The 20,344-nt window shown below is 65.1% G+C and carries 16 protein-coding genes; 6 read left to right on the top strand and 10 right to left on the bottom strand.

Annotated features, from left to right (window positions below; genetic code table 11):
- Positions 1 to 100: 100 nt before the first annotated feature.
- The 5 genes from NATPE_RS18070 to NATPE_RS18050 form a co-directional block, all read right to left on the bottom strand.
- The gene (locus NATPE_RS18070) at positions 101 to 1,420 is read right to left on the bottom strand and encodes an ABC transporter ATP-binding protein (RefSeq protein ID WP_006183037.1); all 1,320 of its coding nucleotides are present in this window, start codon (positions 1,418 to 1,420) and stop codon (positions 101 to 103) included.
- Positions 1,413 to 2,573, bottom strand: coding sequence for an ABC transporter ATP-binding protein (locus NATPE_RS18065; protein WP_006183036.1), 1,161 nt, complete (start codon positions 2,571 to 2,573; stop codon positions 1,413 to 1,415). The genes NATPE_RS18070 and NATPE_RS18065 overlap by 8 nt, the downstream gene beginning before the upstream one ends.
- A gap of 2 nt (positions 2,574 to 2,575) precedes the next feature.
- On the bottom strand, positions 2,576 to 3,604 hold the full coding sequence (locus tag NATPE_RS18060) for an ABC transporter permease (protein WP_006183035.1): 1,029 nt from the start codon (positions 3,602 to 3,604) through the stop codon (positions 2,576 to 2,578).
- A gap of 2 nt (positions 3,605 to 3,606) precedes the next feature.
- On the bottom strand, positions 3,607 to 4,608 hold the full coding sequence (locus tag NATPE_RS18055; protein WP_006183033.1) for an ABC transporter permease: 1,002 nt from the start codon (positions 4,606 to 4,608) through the stop codon (positions 3,607 to 3,609).
- A gap of 95 nt (positions 4,609 to 4,703) precedes the next feature.
- Complete coding sequence (locus NATPE_RS18050; RefSeq protein WP_006183032.1) at positions 4,704 to 6,281, bottom strand: ABC transporter substrate-binding protein; 1,578 nt, start codon at positions 6,279 to 6,281, stop codon at positions 4,704 to 4,706.
- A gap of 291 nt (positions 6,282 to 6,572) precedes the next feature.
- On the opposite strand from NATPE_RS18050, the gene NATPE_RS18045 reads away from it, so the two are divergent.
- A complete protein-coding gene (locus tag NATPE_RS18045; protein WP_006183031.1) occupies positions 6,573 to 6,992 on the top strand; it encodes a PPC domain-containing DNA-binding protein in 420 nt (139 codons plus the stop codon).
- Position 6,993: 1 nt separating this feature from the next.
- Positions 6,994 to 12,156, top strand: a complete 5,163-nt coding sequence (locus NATPE_RS18040; RefSeq protein WP_006183030.1) for a DNA polymerase II large subunit — start codon at positions 6,994 to 6,996, stop codon at positions 12,154 to 12,156.
- 241 nt (positions 12,157 to 12,397) lie between these two features.
- Here NATPE_RS18040 and NATPE_RS18035 read toward each other — a convergent pair whose 3' ends face one another.
- A complete protein-coding gene (locus NATPE_RS18035; RefSeq protein WP_006183029.1) occupies positions 12,398 to 13,309 on the bottom strand; it encodes an alpha/beta fold hydrolase in 912 nt (303 codons plus the stop codon).
- A gap of 350 nt (positions 13,310 to 13,659) precedes the next feature.
- Here NATPE_RS18035 and NATPE_RS18030 point away from each other — a divergent pair, with 350 nt between their 5' ends.
- Positions 13,660 to 13,998: a DUF7130 family rubredoxin-like protein gene (locus NATPE_RS18030; RefSeq protein WP_006183028.1), complete on the top strand. Its 339-nt coding sequence runs from the start codon at positions 13,660 to 13,662 to the stop codon at positions 13,996 to 13,998.
- A gap of 181 nt (positions 13,999 to 14,179) precedes the next feature.
- Positions 14,180 to 15,085 carry a ketopantoate reductase family protein gene (locus NATPE_RS18025; protein WP_015299267.1) on the top strand — a complete coding sequence of 302 codons (906 nt, stop codon included), beginning with the start codon at positions 14,180 to 14,182 and terminating at the stop codon, positions 15,083 to 15,085.
- 96 nt (positions 15,086 to 15,181) lie between these two features.
- Here the strand turns inward: NATPE_RS18025 and NATPE_RS18020 are convergent, their stop codons facing one another.
- Positions 15,182 to 15,547, bottom strand: a complete 366-nt coding sequence (locus NATPE_RS18020) for a NifU family protein (RefSeq protein WP_006183026.1) — start codon at positions 15,545 to 15,547, stop codon at positions 15,182 to 15,184.
- A 72-nt stretch (positions 15,548 to 15,619) separates the two neighbouring features.
- Positions 15,620 to 15,991 (bottom strand): DUF5783 family protein, encoded by a 372-nt coding sequence (locus tag NATPE_RS18015; RefSeq protein ID WP_015299266.1) that lies wholly within the window; start codon positions 15,989 to 15,991, stop codon positions 15,620 to 15,622.
- Positions 15,992 to 16,148: 157 nt separating this feature from the next.
- Here NATPE_RS18015 and NATPE_RS18010 point away from each other — a divergent pair, with 157 nt between their 5' ends.
- Positions 16,149 to 16,538, top strand: a complete 390-nt coding sequence (locus tag NATPE_RS18010; protein ID WP_006183024.1) for a hypothetical protein — start codon at positions 16,149 to 16,151, stop codon at positions 16,536 to 16,538.
- Between the two features lie 32 nt (positions 16,539 to 16,570).
- Here the strand turns inward: NATPE_RS18010 and NATPE_RS18005 are convergent, their stop codons facing one another.
- On the bottom strand, positions 16,571 to 17,377 hold the full coding sequence (locus NATPE_RS18005) for a DUF7260 family protein (protein ID WP_006183023.1): 807 nt from the start codon (positions 17,375 to 17,377) through the stop codon (positions 16,571 to 16,573).
- On the bottom strand, positions 17,374 to 18,300 hold the full coding sequence (locus tag NATPE_RS18000; protein ID WP_015299265.1) for a DUF7551 domain-containing protein: 927 nt from the start codon (positions 18,298 to 18,300) through the stop codon (positions 17,374 to 17,376). The genes NATPE_RS18005 and NATPE_RS18000 overlap by 4 nt, the downstream gene beginning before the upstream one ends.
- 1,061 nt (positions 18,301 to 19,361) lie before the next feature.
- Between NATPE_RS18000 and NATPE_RS17995 the strand changes: the two genes are divergently transcribed.
- Complete coding sequence (locus tag NATPE_RS17995) at positions 19,362 to 20,117, top strand: CehA/McbA family metallohydrolase (protein ID WP_006183022.1); 756 nt, start codon at positions 19,362 to 19,364, stop codon at positions 20,115 to 20,117.
- Positions 20,118 to 20,344: the final 227 nt, after the last annotated feature.

The raw sequence follows: 20,344 nt of genomic DNA, 5'->3' as shown, positions 1-20,344 counted from the left end.
TTATTGAACCATTTGTGATTTCTCTGTCCTCACCGGTCGAAGGGTCGTCATAGGAAGTGACTGCGACCGTCCTCTGACACGTTCAGCCGTTCAGCCCTTGTTATCGGTGCAGGTGACAGGCGGCGAACCGCTCGCCGTCGCCGGACTCGAGTTCGTAGGCCGGCCGCTCGCGGGCACAGACGCTCGCTTCGGCGAAGGACTCGAGCAATAGGTCGGTCGCGGCTTCCCAGCGGTCGGCTTCGTCGCCGTCCGCCTCGCCGTCGGTGGCGACCAGCTCGATCGCCTCCGCGACGATCGACCCCGCCTCGCCACGGGGCAGCGTTCCGTCGAAAAACTCGGCTTCGATCCGTGCCGCCGGCATCGGTTCGAACGTCCGCCGTTTGACCGCTCGCATGAACGCCCGCGTCCGTGGCCACTCCTCGCCGGTCCAGTCGTACGTGTCGGGGGCGATCAGGCGCGGACACCGCGTCCGGAACCGACACCCCGAGGGCGGATCGACCGGGCTCGGGACCTCGCCCTCGAGGACGCCCCGGGAGCCGTTCTCGCGGGGGTCGGGGACGGGGATCGACTCGAGCAGGGCGCGGGTGTAGGGATGCTGTGGGTTCTCGAACAGTTCCTCTTTCCCCGCCAACTCGATGATGTGGCCCAGATACATCACCGCCACGCGGTCGGAGATATGGCGGATGACCGAGAGGTCGTGGGCGATAAAGAGGTACGTGAGACCGAACTCCTGCTGCAGTTGCTCCATCGTGTTCAGCACCTGTGCCTGAATCGAGACGTCCAGCGCGGAGACGGGTTCGTCACAGACCACGAAGTCGGGATCGACCGACAGCGCCCGTGCGAGGTTGATCCGCTGGCGCTGCCCGCCGGAGAAGGCGTGGGGATAGCGGTTGTAGTGGCGCGGGTCGAGCCCCACCTTCTCGAGCAGTTCCTTCGCGCGGGCCTCCCGCTTCTCGTCGTCTAACATGTCGTGGGCCCGCATCGGCTCCTCGATGATCTGCCCGACCTTCATCCGCGGATCGAGCGATGACTGGGGGTCCTGGAAGATCATCTGCATGTCCGAGCGCGTCTGCCGGAGTTCCTCACCACCGAGGTCGGCCAGGTTCTCCCCTTTGAAGTAGATGTCTCCCTCGGTCGGCTCGAGCAGGCGCAGGATCGTCCGCCCGAGCGTACTCTTGCCACAGCCGGACTCCCCGACCAGTCCCAGCGTCTCGCCGGGTCGAACCTCGAGCGAAACGTCGTCGACCGCTCGCACCCGCTCTTGCTCGACGCTGAACGGTGGGAACTCGCTCGCGTCGAACTGCAGGCCCGCGAACAGGCCGGACTCCTGCCCGAAGTGTTTCGAGACGCCGTCCAGTTCGAGCAGCGGTCCCTCGCTGTCGTACTCGCGGTCCTCGTCCAACCGGAGCCCGCTACTCACGACCCTCACCCCCGTCGTCGGCCGGGTTCGGCGCGAGTTCCGACGCAGTGCCCTCGGCCACCCCGTCTCCGGTTTCCCTCGTCGCGCCCGCAAGCGGCGGACTGCCCTCGTAGTCGACATCGAAGGCGTCGTGTTTCACGCAGGCCGCCCGGTGGGGCTCGCCGTCGGCGTCCGCGACCACCGTCGTCTCGGGATGGACGCGCTTGCACACCTCACGCGCGTCGGGACAACGCGGGTGGAACCGACAGCCCGACGGCGGCTCGATCGCCTCGGGCATCACCCCCTCGATCGCCTCGAGTTCCGTGACGGTGCGGTCGGGTCGTGGGATCGAGTCCAGCAGGGCGTCGGTGTAGGGGTGTTTCGTCTCGTAAAACAGCTCGTCGACCGGCGCTTGCTCGACGATCTCGCCGAGGTACATCACGTTGACCCGGTCACAGATCTCGGCGACCACACCCAGGTCGTGGGTGACCCAGACGAAGCTCGTGCCGTATTTCGACTGTAGCTCGTCGACTAACTCGAGGATCTGGCCCTCGACGGTGACGTCAAGGGCCGTCGTCGGCTCGTCGGCGATGATCAGGCTGGGTTCGCAAGCCAGTGCCATCGCGATCAGCACGCGCTGGCGCATCCCGCCGGAGAACTGGTGGGGGTACTCCTCGTAGCGCTCCTCGGGGTCCGGAATGCCGACCTCGCGGAGCATGTCGATCGCTTCTGCGCGAGCCTCGTCGGCCTCGAGGCCGCGGTTGAGTTCGATGAACTCCCGTAGCTGGCCGCCGACAGTGAACACGGGATTGAGCGACTCCATCGGGTCCTGGAAGATCACCGCGATCTCGTTGCCCCGGATGCGGGTCCGGATCTCCTCGTCGGAGAGGGCGTCGTCTCGCTTTCGCAACTCGCCGTCGGGGCCCTCCTCGAGGCCGAAGATCGTCTCGCCCTTGTAGGTGATCTCGCCGCCGACGATCTCGCCGGGGGCTTCGACGAGCCCCATGATGCTCATCGAGGCGACCGACTTCCCGGCGCCGCTCTCGCCGACGAGGCCGACGATCTCGCCCTCGCGGACCTCGAAGGAGATGCCGTCGACGGCGCGTACTGTGCCTGCTTCGGTGAAGAACTGGGTCTTCAGGTTCTCGACGCGGAGTAGTGGTTCGGAACTCATTGTCAGTCGTCGATTCGGGGGTCGAGGGCGTCCTGCAGGCCGTCGCCGAACAGGTTAAAGCCCATAATGGTGATCATGATCGCGATACCCGGCCAGATCGAGAGCCAGACGTTCGAGTGCATGTAGCCGTGGGCGATGTTGAGCATCTGCCCCCAGTCCGGCGTCGGCGGCTGTGCGCCGTAGCCAAGGAAGGAGAGCCCGGCGACGATGAGGATCGTCACGCCGATCTGGAGCGTCGCGTAGACCAGCACCGGCGCGAAGCTGTTGGGAACGACGTGGCGCAGGATGATCTCTCGATCCCTGACGCCGGCCGCCCGCGCCGCTTCGATGTAGTCCATCTCGCGGACGCTCAGCACGCGACTCCGGATGATGCGGGCGAAGACGGGGACGAACGCGATCCCGACGCCCAGCACCGCGTACCAGATGTTCGCGCCGCCGACGAAGACCGTGAAGACGATGATGAGGATCAGCGGGGGGATCGCGTACACCGTCTCGACGATCCGCATGAGGATGTCGTCGACCCGGCCACCGTAGTAGCCGGCGACGGCACCGACGACCGTCCCGCCGGTGAGTCCGATGAACGTCGAGACGATCCCGACGAACACCGACACCTGCGTCCCGTAGACGATCCGCGTGAAGTAGTCCCGACCGGTGTGGTCGGTCCCCAGTGGATGCTCGAGCGTGCCGCCGGCCGGCAGCGGGTTCCACGGCTGCTCGGCCAGCGGGAAGTACGGCGGCATGTGTTGGGTTCCCTCCCCCGGCGACGGGATGTAGGTCGGGTGATCGAAGATCGGCACCAGCCGCGCGAAGGTGTAGTCCGACAGGACGCCGAACGTGAGCAGGGAGAGGTTGCTGTCGATCGCGGCGTAGATCGCGACGAACAGGACGATCGTGACGACGTACAGCCCCCAGCGGGCCGTCGTGTCCGCTTTGATCCGTGCGGCCGTGTAGCGCCAGCCGACGCGGGCCTCGACGTCGTCTTCGCTTTCCGTCTCTCGATTGCCTTCGAACTGTGATTCACTGACTGCCATGCTTAGTCTCGCTCACCGTAGGTGACTCGCGGGTCGACGTACGCGTACGAGATGTCGGTGATGATGACGCCGACGACGAACAGGACGCCGAGCATCATCGTCACGCCCATCACGAGCTGGTAGTCGTTTCGCTGGATCGCGCCGACGAACAGCTGTCCCATTCCGTTGATGTTGAACACCGTCTCGACCAACACCGCGCCGCCGATCGCCGTCGACAGGTTGAGTCCGACGATCGTGATGATCGGTAACTGTGCGACCTGGAACGCGTGCTTTCGCAGGACTGTCCGCTCGGGCACGCCGTAGGCACGGGCCAGCTTGACGTACTCGCCCTGCAACGACTCGATCATCTGGGTCCGCTCGACGCGCATGATCGTCGCCATCTGCAAGGTCCCCAGCGCGATCATCGGCAACAGCAGGTGTCTGGCCGACTGATAGTACAGCTCGAGGTGGCCATCGATTCCCCGATAGGCGCTCGGCGGTCGCCACGGATAGTAGAGCCCGCTCGAGGGGAGCCAGCCGAGTTGCACAGCGAAGACGAGGATCAGGACGATCCCGATCCAGAACGAGGGGGTGCTGACGCCGACGAGCGCGGCGATGCGGGAGACGTGGTCGGTCGGTTCGTTGCGTCGGTCGGCGGCCACGACGCCGAGCGGGATCGCGGTCGCCAGCGCGAACACGTACGCCGAGACGACCAGCAACAGCGTCGGTCCGAGCCGGTCCAGTATCAGGTCGGTGACTGGCCGCTCGTAGTAGATGCTCTGTCCGAGGTCTCCCTGTAGCAGCCCCGCCATGTACGTCAGGTAGCGTTCGTGTAACGGCCTGTCGAGCCCGTACCGTCGTTCGATCGCCCTGACCAGCTCTTCGCTGTGTTCCTGGCCCTGAAGCATGAGGCTAACCGGATCGCCCGGTCCCAGATTCGCCAGCAGGAACGTGATGACGGAGATCCCGATCAGGACCGGGACCGCCTGTGCCAGCCTGTATACCGTGTACTTGAGTAGCTTCATTGCTCAGCGAGTCGATCGCGTTGGTCGTCGGACGGTGCGACGCGGTCGAGGGGAGTCGACGGCCCGCCGACCGCGACGGGTCGCCGTTCGTCAGTTTACTCCATCGAGACGTTCGTGTACTCCGCGACGAGGGTTGGATTCCTCGTCACCTCCGGATGCGCCTGGAGGTCCTCGACGTAGTCGCGGGACGCCATCGTGTTGTCCTGCGTAAACGCCGGTAAGACGGGCAATTGCTCGACGACCTCCCGGATGACGGGTTCGTAGATGTCGTAGCGTTCCTCCTGACCTGCCGAGTTACGCCCCTCGGCGATCGCCTCGTGGAACCCGTCGCTACCCCCGTAGTAGTGGCCCTGATTGGTTCCCGCCTGGCTCTCGTGGAACAGCGGGTAGAGGTAGTAATCGGGGTCGGGACCGCCGGTCCAGCCGAGCAGGTACATCTGGTAGTCGTCGGCGTTCCCGCTGGTGTAGGTGTCGACCAGCGTCGCGAAGTCAAGCACCTGTACGTCCGCGCCGTACCCGATCTCGTCCAGTCGGGTCGCGATCCGCTCGGCCAACTGGGCACGGATCCCCTCCGGCGTAATGATCGTCGGGGTGAAGTCGTCGGGTGCGTGTTCGTCGAGCAACGACTGGGCCTGATCCGGATCGTACTCCGGTAGCATCTCCTGATACTCCTCTTCGGGGAATTCCCAGACCTCGTTGACGACCGGCGGGATCGGGCTGTACATCGGCGAACTCACGTTGCCCGCGTTCGACTCGATGAAGTCCTGCATCGAGAACGAGTGGGCGATGGCCTGTCGCACCTCGGGGGAGGTCGTCGGCCCCTCGTTGCAATTAAAGGCCATGTACATGAACGTCGGGCTCTCGGCCGAGTGGAGGGTCACGCCGTCCTCGTTCTCGAGGACATCCCAGTCGTCGTTCGGAATCCCAGCGATGACGTCTGTGTCGCCTGCTCGGATGTCAGAGACGCGACCCGCGGGGTCCTCGTGGGCGACGAACCGCACCTGTTCGAGATTCGGCTCGAGGTCGTCCCAGTAGTCGTCGTTGCGCTCTACGTCGACGTATTCGTTTTCTTGCAGGTCGGCGAACTCGAACGGGCCGGAGCCGACCGGGTCCGTATTGAACGCATCGCGGTCTTCGGTCCGGACGCTCTCCGGCACGACCGTCACGCCCATGGTCGCGAGTTCGAACGGGCCGTAGGGCTCCTCGCCGAGGTCGACCTGGAGCTGGTAGTCGTCGATGACCTCCGTACTCTCGATCATGTCGTACTCGGAGGCGTTCTCCGTCTCCTCTTCGACGGGTGCGGTAAAGGAGTGGGCGACGTCCCCCGCGGTCACCTCGTCGCCGTTGTGGAACGTCGCCCCCTCCACCAGTTCGAAGATATAGCGCGTGCCGTCGCGCTCGACCGTCGGCTCGCCGGCCGCGAGTTTCGGCTGTAACTCGAGGCCCTCGTCGAACTCGTAGAGCCCGTCGAAGACGAGCTGAATGACCTGAAAGCTGTACGCGTCGTTCGAGACGACCGGATCGAACTGCTCCTCGCGCGATTGTTCCTGTGTGAAGTGGAACCGATCGCCGTCTCCGGAGCCGCCCCCACCGATACAACCCGCAAGCGCCGCCGCGGAGACGGCGGCGCCCGAGGCGAGTAGCCGTCGTCGCGTTGGGTAGTCCAGCACCATCCTGTGGAGAGTTATCATTCAACCCATTTTGGTATCGACCGAGTACGGCGTGCAATCAGCTCTTACTAACGGAGAATACGTCTACTACCGGTTCCATCAGTGAGACGATTCGGCCAGCGATGGACCCTCCTGTGCATCGATGTCGATTCGCGAAGTCGGGGCCGTCGCCGTCACGAGTCGGGCCACGACGCTGGGTCTCGCTCGTGGAGCGAACGGCCGCTATCGACGGTCGGCGCGGCCAACGCCGACGGACCCGTGGTATTTTTCTTCAGCCGGACACAGAACACGTGTATGAACTATCGCGCCGTCGAGACCACCGAAGAGTACGTCGCCCGACTCGAGACGGGTGCCGACTGGCGGGCCGAGATCGAGTCGCTGGCGGACGCGGTCGAGGCCGAGGCCGGCTGGTTCACCGCACTCGGCGCGGTCCAAGACGCCGAACTCTGGTTCTACGATCAGGACACCTGCGAGTACGCCCCGATCGAGTTCGACGAGCCGCTCGAGGTCGCCGCTTGCGTCGGCAACGTCTCGTGGCTCGACGATGAGCGGTTCGCACATACTCACGCCGTTCTCTCCGACGACGAGGGTCGGACCTACGCGGGCCACTTGAACGAGGCGACCGTCTGGGCCGGCGAGGTCCACCTACGAGTCTTCGAGGAGTCCCTCGAACGCGAGTACGACGAGTCCACCGAACTGGACCTCTGGCTCTGACATGCGCGAAGAAGACGAACAGTACTTCGAGCGACTCGAGGACCAACTCGAGTCGGCCTTCGACGTGGCCGAACGCGCCAAGGAACGGGGCGGCGATCCGAAACCCGAAGTCGAGATCCCGACCGCGCGGGACATGGCCGACCGCGTCGAGAACATCCTCGGGATCGATGGCGTCGCCGAACGCGTCCGCGAACTCGAGGGGAAGATGAGCCGCGAGGAAGCGGCGCTCGAACTCGCCGAGGACTTCGCCGAGGGACGGGTCGGCGACTACGAGACGAAAGCCGGCAAGGTCGAGGGGGCCGTTCGCACGGCGGTCGCCCTGCTGACCGAGGGCGTCGTCGCGGCACCGATCGAGGGGATCGACAAAGTCGAAATCCTCGAGAACGACGACGGGACGGAGTTCGTCAACGTCTACTACGCCGGTCCCATCCGCTCGGCGGGCGGGACCGCACAGGCACTGTCCGTCCTCGTGGCCGACTACACCCGCGCGCTCGTCGGTATCGATCAGTACGGCCCTCGAGAGGAAGAGATCGAACGCTACGCCGAGGAGATCGCCCTCTACGACAAGGAGACCGGCCTCCAGTACTGCCCGAAGGCGAAGGAGGCCAAGTTCATCGCGAAACACCTTCCGATCATGTTGGACGGCGAGGCCACCGGCGACGAGGAGGTCTCCGGCTTTCGCGACCTCGAACGGGTCGACACCAACAGCGCCCGCGGCGGGATGTGTCTCGTCCTCGGGGAGGGGATCGCGCTGAAGGCCCCGAAGATCCAGCGCTACACCCGGAACCTGGACGAGATCGACTGGCCGTGGCTGCAGGACCTCATCGACGGCAACTACTACGACGACGGCGACGCGGACGACGAGGCCGACGGTGACGACGAATCGGACGAGAGCGAGACGGACGACGAAGCCGACGCGAGCGAGGCCGACGCCGCCGATGAACCCGAGGGGCCGCCCCGCGTCGACACCTCCGAGAAGTTCCTCCGGGACCTGATCGCCGGCCGTCCGGTCTTCTCCCATCCCTGTGCGGAGGGCGGGTTCCGGCTGCGCTACGGTCGCGCACGCAATCACGGCTTCGCGACCGCCGGCGTCCACCCCGCCGCGATGCATCTGGTCGACGACTTCCTCGCGACGGGCACCCAGATCAAGACCGAACGGCCCGGCAAGGCCGCCGGCGTCGTCCCCGTCGACTCCATCGAGGGACCGACGGTCAAACTGGCAAACGGCGACGTCCGCCGGATCGACGACCCCGAAGATGCTCTCGAGATCAGAAACGGCGTCGAGAAGATCCTCGACCTCGGTGAGTACCTCGTCAACTACGGCGAGTTCGTCGAGAACAACCACCCGCTGGCCCCCGCCTCCTACACCTACGAGTGGTGGGTCCAAGACCTCGCAGCCGCCGGTGCCGACGTCCAGGCCCTCGAGGACGACCCCCGAATCGACCTCGAGTTTCCCGACCCCGAGGAGGCCCTCGAGTGGGCCACGGAGTACGACGCCCCCCTCCATCCCGAGTACACTTACCTCTGGCACGACATCTCCGTCGATGCCTTTCGCGACCTCGCCGCGGCGGTCGCCGAGGGGCGGATCGAGCGCGACGGCGACGGCAGCGTCAACGGGAACGGGGACGACAGCATCCTCGTTCTCGCGTCCGACGACGGCGTCGCCGACGCCCTCGAGACGATCGTCATCGAACACCGCCAGCGCCCCGACGACGACCGCATCGAGATCGACGACTGGCGGCCGTTCGTCCGCTCGGTCGGCTGTGAGCCCCGGCAGGCCGTCGCCGACGGCGCGGCACTCGAGCCCGAACAACAGCCGAGTATCGAACTCGAGCGCACCTGGACCGACGGCGACCTCTCCGAGCGCGCCCGTACTTGGGGCCACGAGACCGAGGGCGACAACGCCATCGAGGCGGTCAACGAGGTCGCGCCGTTCCGGGTTCGCGAGCGCGCCCCCACGCGGATCGGCAATCGAATGGGCCGGCCGGAGAAATCCGAGAGCCGCGATCTGAGCCCGGCGGTCCACACGCTGTTCCCGATCGGCGAGGCCGGCGGCACGCAGCGAAACGTCGCCGACGCCGCCAAACACGCCGAGACGATGTCCGACACTCCCGGCGTCGTCGAACTCGAGGTCGGCCGCAAGCGCTGTGACTCCTGTGGCACGGAGACGTTCAAGAACCGCTGTCCGGACTGTGAGGAACGCACCACGCCGGACTACCGCTGTCCCGACTGTGATCAACGGCTCGAGCCCGACGAGGCCGGCCGCGTCGAGTGTGACCACTGCGAACGCGAGGGCTCCTGCGTCGAGACCCGTGAGATCGACGTCAACGACGAGTTCCGCAGCGCGCTCGAGTCCGTCGGGGAACGCGAGAACGCCTTCGAGATCCTCAAAGGCGTCAAGGGACTGTCCTCGCAGAACAAGGTCCCCGAACCGATCGAGAAGGGGATTCTACGGGCCAAACACGACGTCTCGGCGTTCAAAGACGGCACCGTCCGCTACGACATGACCGACCTCCCCGTGACCTCGGTCCGGGCCAGCGAACTCGACGTCGACGTCGGTCAGCTTCAGGCACTGGGCTACGAGGAGGACATCCACGGCGAACCCCTGACCCACGAGGACCAACTGGTCGAACTCAAGGTCCAAGACATCGTCCTCTCGGACGGCGCGGCCGAACACATGCTCCAGACGGCCGACTTCATCGACGACCTCTTGGAGCAGTACTACGGGCTCGAGTCCTTCTACGAGTTCGAGGACCGCCAGGACCTGGTGGGCGAACTCGTCTTCGGGATGGCACCCCACACGTCCGCGGCAACTGTCGGCCGAGTGATCGGATTCACGAGCGCGGCCGTCGGATACGCCCATCCGTACTTTCACGCCGCGAAGCGGCGGAACTGTTTCCACCCCGACACGGAAATATGGTATCGAGACGAAGCGGACGAGTGGCATCACGGCCCAATCGAGACACTCGTCGAGGAACGACTCGACGATCCCGAATCAGACGACTTCGGAACGCTTGTTCAGGAACTCGACGGTGACGTTGCCGTTCCATCGATTGACGATAGCGGAAGCCTTACGCGTAAACCGGTCGAGGCCGTCTCGAAACACCCAGCACCCGATCACCTCGTTCGGCTCGAGACACGGAGCGGTCGCGAAATCACACTGACGCCGGACCACGAGGTCCACGTCTACGAAGACGGACAACTCCAGTCGAAACGGGCTGCCCAACTCACGACTGAAGATCACGCTGTCGTCCCTGAACATCTCGATGTCGTCGATACTGACGACGATCCACGCGTGTTCGATCTGCTTGACGAGTTCCTTGAGGTCGATAGCGTCGATCCGTCTCGGCTGATGATCAAGGGACTGGAGAAGGATCGACTGTACGAACTCTTCGAGGATCGGCTCGGCGACGGGTGGGATGGACAGTTCTATCCGCTCACGAGTACAGCCGAATACTTCGATCTGAGCAAGAAGACGTTCAGCAACTACCTGTACCGGGAGAGTTTCCCCGCGGATCTGCTCCTCGAACTGTTCGATTCGCGGCAGGAACTTCTCGAGTTCGTTCCGGCTGACGTCCAGCTCGGTATGCGACGCGATCGAACCGAGATCGACCGGTTCGTAGAACTCAACGAGCGTGTCAGTACGCTGTTGGGATATTACGCTGCTGAAGGATTTGCACGGGAACAGGAAACGCCGAAAGGAGCGATACATCAAACGACGATTTGTGGAACCGAAGCCGAGGCCCGCGACTTCTATATCGATGTGTTCCGGGAGGAATTCGGTACCGAACCGTACCGCGAAAACGAGGCAAAAGTCACTGTTTCGGGCCGACTCACGCGCGTTTTCTTCGATTCGGTACTCAAAGCAGGAATCTTCGCGGAGACGAAACGCGTTCCACAGCCGATCTTCGACGCGTCGGACGAGATCGTCGCCGCCTATCTCCGAGGCTATTTCAGCGGTGACGGCGGCGTCGATGCGAACGCGTTGTTGGTCTCTGCGACGACGGTCAGTGCCGAACTCAAGGAGGACCTGCTCGCCTTACTGAGTCGGCTGGGGATCTGCGGCCGAGCGACGATCACCGACCCGGTTCCGCTCTGCGAGAAGTTCCCCGATTTCTACGAACTCGACGATCCGTCGATGTCCGCTCCGACCTACGTTCTCGATATTTCCTCTGAGGACGCGAGTCAGTTCGCCGAAATAGTGGGATTCCACCTGTCTCGAAAGGACGATCTCTTGCAGTCACATGTCGAAGATATCGTCCCAACTGGACGGCGCGTCTTTGACGGTGGCGATGATGCGTATCTCGTCGAACCGATTTCGTCGGTCGAATATATCGAGTCGACCGTCGATTCGGTCTATTGTCTTACCGTTGCCGAGACGCATTCCCTCGTTGCGAATAACATGTCTCAAAAGCAATGTGACGGCGACGAAGATTGCGTCATGCTGCTTCTCGACGGACTTCTCAACTTCAGTAAGTCTTTCCTCCCCGACCAGCGGGGGGGTAAGATGGACGCCCCGCTGGTCATGTCCTCCCGAATCGATCCCTCCGAGATCGACGACGAGGCCCACAACATGGACGTCGTCTCGCAGTACCCCCGCGAGTTCTTCCTCGCGACCCGCGAGCAGGCCGACCCCGAAGACGTCGACATCGAGATCGCCGAGGTAAACCTCGGCACCGACCTCGAGTACACCGGCTTCGACCACACCCACGACACCACCGACATCGCGATGGGGCCCGATCTCTCGGCGTACAAGACGCTGGGTTCGATGATGGACAAGATGGACGCCCAGCTCGAGCTATCGCGCAAGCTCGAGGCGGTCGACGAGACCGACGTCGCCGAGCGGGTCATCGAGTACCACTTCCTGCCGGACCTGATCGGGAACCTGCGGGCGTTCTCCCGGCAGGAAACGCGGTGTCTCGACTGCGGCGAGAAGTTCCGGCGGATGCCACTGACCGGCGACTGCCGCGAGTGTGGCGGCCGGGTCAACCTCACCGTCCACAAGGGCTCGGTCAACAAGTACATGCAGACCGCGATTCAGGTCGCCGACGAGTACGACTGTCGGCCCTACACTAAACAGCGGTTAGAGGTCTTAGAGCGCTCGCTCGAGAGCATCTTCGAGAACGACAAGAACAAACAATCGGGCATCGAGGATTTCATGTAGAACGAACTTTTGCTCTGCGGGCGCGGCGAAGCCGCGCCCTCGGCAAAACTTCGATGAAAAGCACTCCTCCTTCCGTTCGCTCGGCCTTGCAGGCCTCACTCACATCAGTCGTCGGCCCGCTCGCTCCCGATGGTCGCTCGCGGTCGGTGTCGGGTAGCGGCCTGCCCTTCCCCGGGTCCTGCGTCTCTCGCGTCTGCTCGAGACGCACTCCCGGCCGAACGGCAAAACGACTGCTTCGGAATCAATCGCCGCTGGCGCGCGTCACGCCGGGCATTCCTTCCTTGGTGTACTGCGGTTCCGGCGCGTTCCGGGGATCCGGCAGCCAGTCTGCGAGGACCTCGTTGAACCGCTCCGGTCGCTCTCGCGGCGTCCAGTGGCCACAATCCTCGATGACCTCGAGGTCGGCCTCTGGGATCCGCTCGGCGGCTCGCTGGGACCACTCGAGGGGGACCAGCGGGTCCTGGCGGCCGTGGACGAGCAGCGTCGGCACGGAGAGGTCGGGGAGGTCGTCGACGTAGTTCGTCGCGACCCGGCCGTTGAACGAGAGTTCGTTGTCCTGAAACTGCTTGAACGCCTGTATCGAGCCCGGTTCCTGCAGCTTTTCCCTGACGTCGGCGACGAAGGGAGCGGGGAGGGCGTCGGCGTCCGCGACGAGACTATCGAGGACCAGCCGGACGCTCCGCGTGGATGCGCTGGCAGCGATCTTCCCGAACTCGGTCGCGCCGGGGAACCGCGAGAGGACCTTCCACTGGAGGGCGCTCGGTAGTCGGTCACCCAGCCCGTAGCTGTCGATCAGCGCCAGCCCCTCGACGCGGTCGGGGTTCGCAAGCGTATAACCCAGGGCGACGCCGCCGCCCATCGAGATGCCCGCAAGCGTCACGCGATCGAACGGCAGCGTCTCGAGAAAGCCCTCGAGGACGTCGATGTAGCCGTCGACGGTGTGAGTGACGTCGCCGGTGCTGTTGCCGTACTCGGGCCAGTCGATCGCGTAGACGCGGTAGTCGTCGGCCAGTGCGTCGATCGCGTGTTGCCAGGAGACGGTTGCATCGTCGATCCCCGCGCCGTGACAGAGGACGACCGGCGGGCCGTCCGTTCCCGCGCGTCGGTAGGCGACCCGACAGCCGTCGATCGTGGCGACGCCGGTCCCGCTCATGATCGAATCACGTGCCCGTTTCGAGGGACTGTGGCTATCTCAGCGACCGGGTTGCCCGTGCCGGCCGCGACCGGCCACGGGAGACACACACTACCAGTGGCCGTGTCGGGTGGGGCGCCGGCGAGTAATCCCTGGATGAGACGAATTATCATGATACGGGTTCAGTACTGGGAGTGTATATTGTTTTCTATTATCACGGTATGGCTTAACAGTCGTATCTCGTCGCGGTGCTGACGCATCGACTGCAGCCGTCTCCGTTCGTGGCCGATTCACGCCGTCCCGAGGCTGTGAGCGGCCGCTCGCACAATGCACGCCCTGTCTTTATTCCGATCGGCGGTGTGGCTCCGGTCATGGTCGAAACCGGTGAGAAGCCCGCGGAAGAAGGTGAGCAGGAGGCAATCGAGGCGGTAGAGAAACTCAACTTCGGCCAGCGGGTCTACGACGAGGACGGGAACGAGATCGGGCGGATCCGGGGGTTCGAGCAGAGCGGCGTCTTCGTCACGACCCGCGAGGGCGCGGAGGCCATGAGCGTCGAACACGCCCGCTCGGGCCACGAGTTCGGCGAGGCCGAACTGATGTGGCGCTGCATGGAGTGTGGCGAGATGGGCGAGATCGACGACGGACTGCCCGATCGGTGTCCGAACTGTGACTCCGAGCGCGAGCAGTTGATGTACTGGACCGAGGACTGACTCGACCGCGTCGACCGGGTGTCTCCACCGGCTAGTCCGCGATTTAATATAGCACGATAGGATTTACGGAGGGTATTGCTCCCGTCTTCGGGCGTTGGCGGGGAACTCGTCCAGCCGGTTCGAATCCTCGAGTCGCCCGTCGGACGAAACCCGTTTATACCGCACCGTGTCACCTCGAGCCATGGAGATCGTCGTGTTCGGAGCCGGCAGCCTCGGCAGTCTCGTCGGCGGGTTCCTCGCGCGCGACCACGACGTGACGCTGGTCGCTCGCGAGGACCACGCCCGCGCCGTCCGCGAGTCGGGGCTGTCCCTCGAGGGGGCAGTCGACGGCCCTGACCGCGTCTTCCCGGCGGCGACGACCGACGGCACCGGGCTCGAGGCGGACCTCGCCGTGGTGACGGTCAAGGCCTTCGATACGGCAACAGCGGCCGACCCGCTCGCGACGGGAGCCATCGATGCGGTCCTCTCACTGCAAAACGGCATGGGTAACGAGTCGACCCTCGCCGACCGGCTCGAGGCTCCAGTGCTAGCGGGGACGGCGACCTACGGGGCCGTCCTGCGGGAACCGGGCGTCGTCGAGTGTACCGGCGTCGGCGAAGTGGTGCTGGGCGCTCGCGCGGGCGGTCCCTCCTCACTCGCCGATCGCATCGGCGAGCGGTTCCGCTCGGCGGGCATCGAGACGCTCGTCGCCACGGATATGTCCCACCGTCTGTGGGAGAAACTCGCGGTCAACGCGGGTATCAACGCCGTTACTGCCCTGACCGAAACCGAAAACGGGGCCGTCCTCGACGCGCCGGCGGCCGATCTCTCGCGTGCGGCAAGTCGCGAGACGGCCCGGGTCGCCCGCGCCTGCGGCGTGTCGCTCTCGAGCGACGAGGCGGTGGCTGCCATGGAGGCCGTCGCCGAAGCGACGTCTGCGAACACCTCTTCGATGGCCCAAGACGTCCGTGCCGGCCGGCGCACCGAGATCGACGCGATCAACGGCTACGTGGTCGACCGGGCGGCCGACCACGGGCTCACGGTCCCGACGAACCGGACGTTGGCGGCGCTGATACGGACGTGGGAACGCGGTCGCGGGTTGCGATAGCGCCGCCGTTCGGATCAATAATGGACGCTCCGCGGCCCGTACCGTCGGCTGTCGGGGCGGAAATAGCGAAAAACTCGCGTCGAAACTACGGCGGCGTTAGAACGGTGCTTCGGGGCCTTCGTCGACCTCGCCGTCGTCGTCATCGACGGTTTCGCCGGGGAAGGAGGGACTCATGCCGCCCATCTCCTCTTCGCCGCCGTCCATGCCGGTGGACGCGTTGACTTTCTCGATTTCGGGAATCTCCTTGACCATCCGGCTCTTGATCGCCTGGATCGTCATCGGCGAGATCCCACAACCGCTGCAGGCACCACCGAGAGCGATGCTGACTTCGCCGCTCTCGCGATCGATGTCCTGAATCGCTGCGCTGCCGCCGTGCATCTGGATCTGCGGGAAGTTCCGGCGAAGGAAGTTCGTCACGCGCTCCTCGAGGTCGTCCCCGTCGTTCTGGGTCTCGGTGCTCATGAAACGCTCTTGGGTATCAGCCCCCCTAAACCTTCCGTCCGCCATGTTCGTCTGCCACCGTCGCCGACGGCGTTACTCGAACTCGAAGACGCGTCGGAGTTCCGTTTCGATCTCCGCGACGTATTTCTCGAGGAGTTGCTCGAAGCGCTCTTCCTCGACGAGGACGCCGTCGAGGCGATCGTAGGGGTCCTCCGGGAGTTCGACCCGGAACTCGCCGTCGTGTTCTCGCGGGCTCTGCCCGCTCGAATCGTCCGCGGAGCTTTGCTCCGCGCTACCCTCGTAGAAGGGCTCGCTCTCGTTCAGGACCTGCTGGTCGATCGCGTGGACCAGTTCGGAGTCGTAGCTGTCGTTCATCCGGTTGAACGCGTTCTTGTACGCCTGCTGGAGTTCGGGGAAGTAGTTGGCGTACTTGTCCTCGAACTGCTCGGGGTCGAAATCGGCCATACCCGACTCGAGGACGAGCGGAGACAAAAGTCGGACGATCGACCCGTTTGCCCGGCCTCCTCGTGACCGACCGTCGACCCGCGGTAGGGGATGCCTACAGAGATGCCCGCGCTCGCAAGCGGAACGAACACCCCCGCACCCGGCGATATCAGCGTACATGGCTGTCGACCAGGATCCCATTCCCCAGGAGGCCCTACCGCCGCGCTGGGGCCTCGCAGAACGCTGTGAGGGTCGATTCGTCTACCGACACGCTCGCCCGCGGATCGACCTGATCGCGGACTGTGTCCCCGCGCGGTCCCATCCGACCCTCGGGCTCTGTCGACACTGGGAGCTTCAGTATCGCTTTTTCCTCACTGATCGGTCGGTCTCTCGCTCGATCGGGCGCGTCTCGACCCGACGGGCGGCCGTCGACGGCCTGCTCGAGTGCATGCGGCGGATCCACGAGAGGGTCTCGACGGCCGACGATCCGCTCACGGTCGGGACCGTTCTCGAAGACGTTTCGCTGGCCGATCTCGTTCCGGACCGACTCTCCGAGTCGCCGCCGTAGCGCGGTCCCGCTGGACTGAAACGCGATACGGACTACACGCGTCGAGTCAGGTGGGTCCGGACCGTCCGCTGACAGTCGCCACAGACCCCGTAGAGCCGCGCGGCCGTCGAGAGGAGCGGGTATCTGGCCGGCTGCGCGGAGTACACCGACTCGACCAGCGTCCGATACCGGGTCCCGCCCGGCCCGTACCGGTTCGTCGTCTCGGTGAGCTGTGACTGCCGCCGGGCAGTCAGTTCGTCGAGTCGCTCCCGGGAGCGCTCGAGGCGGTCGTGTTTCGCCCGCAGTGTCTCGAAACCACACTGCAGCAGCGACTCCTCGGCCGTCGACTGCAGCCACGTCAGGATCTCGTCGATCTCGTCGATCGCCGCGACGACGGTCTCCCGTTCGGTCTCGAGGGTCTCCCGAACGATATCGACCTCGCGGCGTCTGGTGGCGATCTCCTCGAGAACGGCGCGTTTGAGCGTCGGCGTCCAGCCCGTTTCGGCGGTGAGCGCGACGGCGACGTCCTCGTTCAACTCCGCGGCGATCGTCTCGGCGAGCGGTTCGTCGTCCGCGAGGTCGGCGGTGCTGTGGGGTGCGACCGTCTCGGCGAAGGCCTCGCGAACGGCGACACATCCCGTTCCGCCCGTCGTCGCACTCGCGCCGCTCGCTTCGCCCGCTGTCGTCATCGCGACCGGCGTCGCCGCAGTCGCCCCTCCGCGGCCCGTCGCCGGGGTCGTCGCTTGGAGGTCACGGACGCGCCGGGCGAACGTCCCGAACGCCTCGTCCCGAGTGGCCACCGCCGCCAATTCCCGGTCGACGCAGTCGGGGGCACCGTGGAGCGCGGTCGATCCGGTCATGGCTGTTCCCCTCGAGTACAGACGAGTCCGGCCGCCGTCCCCGCGTCGCTCGTGAGGACGAACTCCCAGTCGCCGTCGCCCAGCGCCCGTACGTCGGTGACGGCCGGCGCGTCGGCCGTTTCCGACCGTCGCAACACGTCGATCCCGATCGGCAGCGTCGGGAACCGCCGGTCGCCACACTCGATGGCGTACCCCCGCAGCGAGACGGTCCACACGTCCCGGTCCCCGGCCGCCGTCGACCTGCGGCTCAGTCCGTACTCCCGGAGCAGCGACAGCGAGTCCAGGAACTCGAGGCTCGCGGCGACCGGATCCGCAGCCGACGCCACCGGCGGGAGGTTCGACGCCGCTGCCTCCAGCAGGCGGGTCCGCTCGGTCGCCGCGAGGTGGGTCTCTAACTCCGCGGCCATCGTCTCGAGCAACACCAGACAGAGCGTGTTCGGATCGGTCGTCGCCTCGGCCGCGGCCAGGTACGTCTCCATGATCGCCCGCTCGGCGGCGTCGTAATCGCGGGCCGACAGCGCCTCGAAGACGGAGCCGGAGACGTCGTGGCAGAAGCTGATCAGGGGGTCGTCGTCCGCGGGCGCGCTTCCGGTCGTCGACGCCGGGGCCGCCTCTGCCGCCCGTGGCTGTCCCGACTCCGGGGTCGGCCGACTCGAGGTCGTCGGCGTCGGGTCGTCGCCGGCCCGCTCCTGACAGACGACCGGATCGTAAAACGGGAGCTGTGGGTCGTAGCGTCTGAGCGCGGCGCGGTACTGTTCGGTCGCCTGTGCGGCGTCGGCCGCGGCGGTCCGCGTCGGGAACCGCTGTCCGGCAACCGGGACGGGGCGCTCCCCGGAGCGGGCACAGACGACGTAGTAGTTCCCGTCGTCGCTGGCCAACTGTTCGATGTGATGGCGAATCTCTCGGAGCGTGGTTCCGACCATGGGTGCCTCCTGTCTCGTCCCCGAAGGGCCGACTCCGAGCCGTTCGAGGTGGCTCGAGTGCCCATCGGCGACGGTGTCGTTATCCTTTAGGCCAACCTAAACAATGATAAGTCCATCGGAATTTAGGCCGACCTAATTTCTCTATTTGCGTGAACGATCCGGCGAACCCGGCTCGAGAATCCGGTAACAGGTGATTTCCGGTCGGTCCCCTGTTCGGTCGTCCTGACCGACTCTCACCGATTCTGTATACCGAAATGGGATATATGACCGGGCCGCGTTCCGGTCGTCTGGGTCACGATTCCCCGACGAGACGTCCTGTCGCGGGTCACACGACCGTTTACGAGGATTCGGCCCTAACCGGTGAGCAACTGACGTCTACAGCCCGCGTATCGGATTCGGCCATCTATTGTAGCCGCTTCCTCGAGCGCGGGCAGCCGCTACGTCTCGCGACGCGGCGAAAGCGACGGATTTGATCGACGCTCGAGACGGTCGTCCGCCACGTAGCGACTCCGATGCGGTCGTGCGGTTCGGCGGCTGGCTGCTGTCACGTCGGCTCGGTCCCCGGGTGAGAACGGCCAGTTGCCGGCCGCCTACCGGCGACGACCGAACGAAACTGACCTCCTCCTGCCCTCCCACGGGGTCACGTCGTGCCCTCGGAGGAGTCCCCGGCCTCGAGTGGTCCACCCGTCACCCGTCGGCTATTGACCCCATCGTGGGTACCGGTGAACACCGGTCACGTTGACGACCGTCGACGCAGTGGGGTCGTTCGCTCGCGGCTCGGGATCAGCGACCCCCATGATGACTGTTCACGGCTGCTCGTCAACCATGAGTATGACACTTCCGTCGATGTAATCCGCTGACACCGTGTTTTCTCCGTTTTGCTGCCGTCTCGCCGTTCGCGACTGCCGCTCTCGAGTCGCCCGTTCCATCCCCTATTAAACTGAATAACGATATATTGAATTGGGCGACGGCTCGATGATGCCCCGATCGCCGCGACACACAGTGTTTATGCTCGGCAACGAGCTATTGGTAGTCACGACGCGCAGGCCAGTCATTCCCCTATGTCCTCTCAGATTCCGTTCGCGATCGACTTTCACGTGCATTCGGACGACTCCTACGACGGCCACGAACCGATCGAACTCATCCTCGAGCAGGCCGCTGATATCGGGCTCGACGGCGTGGTGATCACCGACCACGACGAGATCTCGGAGTCGCGGCGGGCCGCCGACCTCGCGCCCGACTACGGGTTGATCGGCATCCCCGGCGTCGAGGTGTCGACGCGACACGGGCACCTGCTGGCGATCGGGGTCGAGGAACGGCCCGATCCCGGCCAGCCGTTCATGGCGACCGTCGAGACCGTCCGCGAGCTGGGCGGGGTCGCGATCGTTCCCCATCCGTTTCAGCGCAGTCGCCACGGTGTCCGCAAGCGCTATATCGAGGACGCCGACGCGATCGAGACCTACAACTCGATGGTCTTTACCGGGTATCGCAACCGCCGGGCCCGGACCTTCGCTAGCCGGCGGGACTACCCCCAGATCGGTGCCAGCGACGCCCACTACCTGCCCAACGTCGGCAAGGCTTACACAGAAGTACTTGTCACGCCCGAGGCCGCGACCCCGACCAAAGCCGACATCGACGGCGACGACCTCGTCGAGGCGATCCTCGAGGGCCGAACCCAGATTCGCGGCAAGCGCACGCCGATCCGGAAAAGCGCCGTCCAGTACGGCAAGGGAGCAGTGCGCAAGGCGACCTACATGTTCACCTCGCGCGCACCGTTGCTGCCGACGGTGCCGGCCTCGATGGACCGATCGACCTGATTCGTGGGTAGCGGAATCGGGTTGGGTCGCCGTTCCGTCTCCGTTCCGTTCGACCCGGTATCACACCGGCAGACTTGCGTACAGGCTTCCAAAACCGGGTCGAGTCTGCTATCGTGGCTGCAGTGAGTCGCCACGGCCTCCCCAACCGACTCACTCGCTGCTCACGGCTCCCTCCGGTCACCGTTCGCTTTCGAGACCTCACTCCGTTCGGCCTCGCACCGCTCGTT

The sequence above is a fragment of the Natrinema pellirubrum DSM 15624 genome (assembly GCF_000230735.2).
Taxonomy (GTDB): Archaea; Halobacteriota; Halobacteria; order Halobacteriales; family Natrialbaceae; genus Natrinema; species Natrinema pellirubrum.
This window is presented reverse-complemented; position numbering and strand designations above follow the sequence as displayed.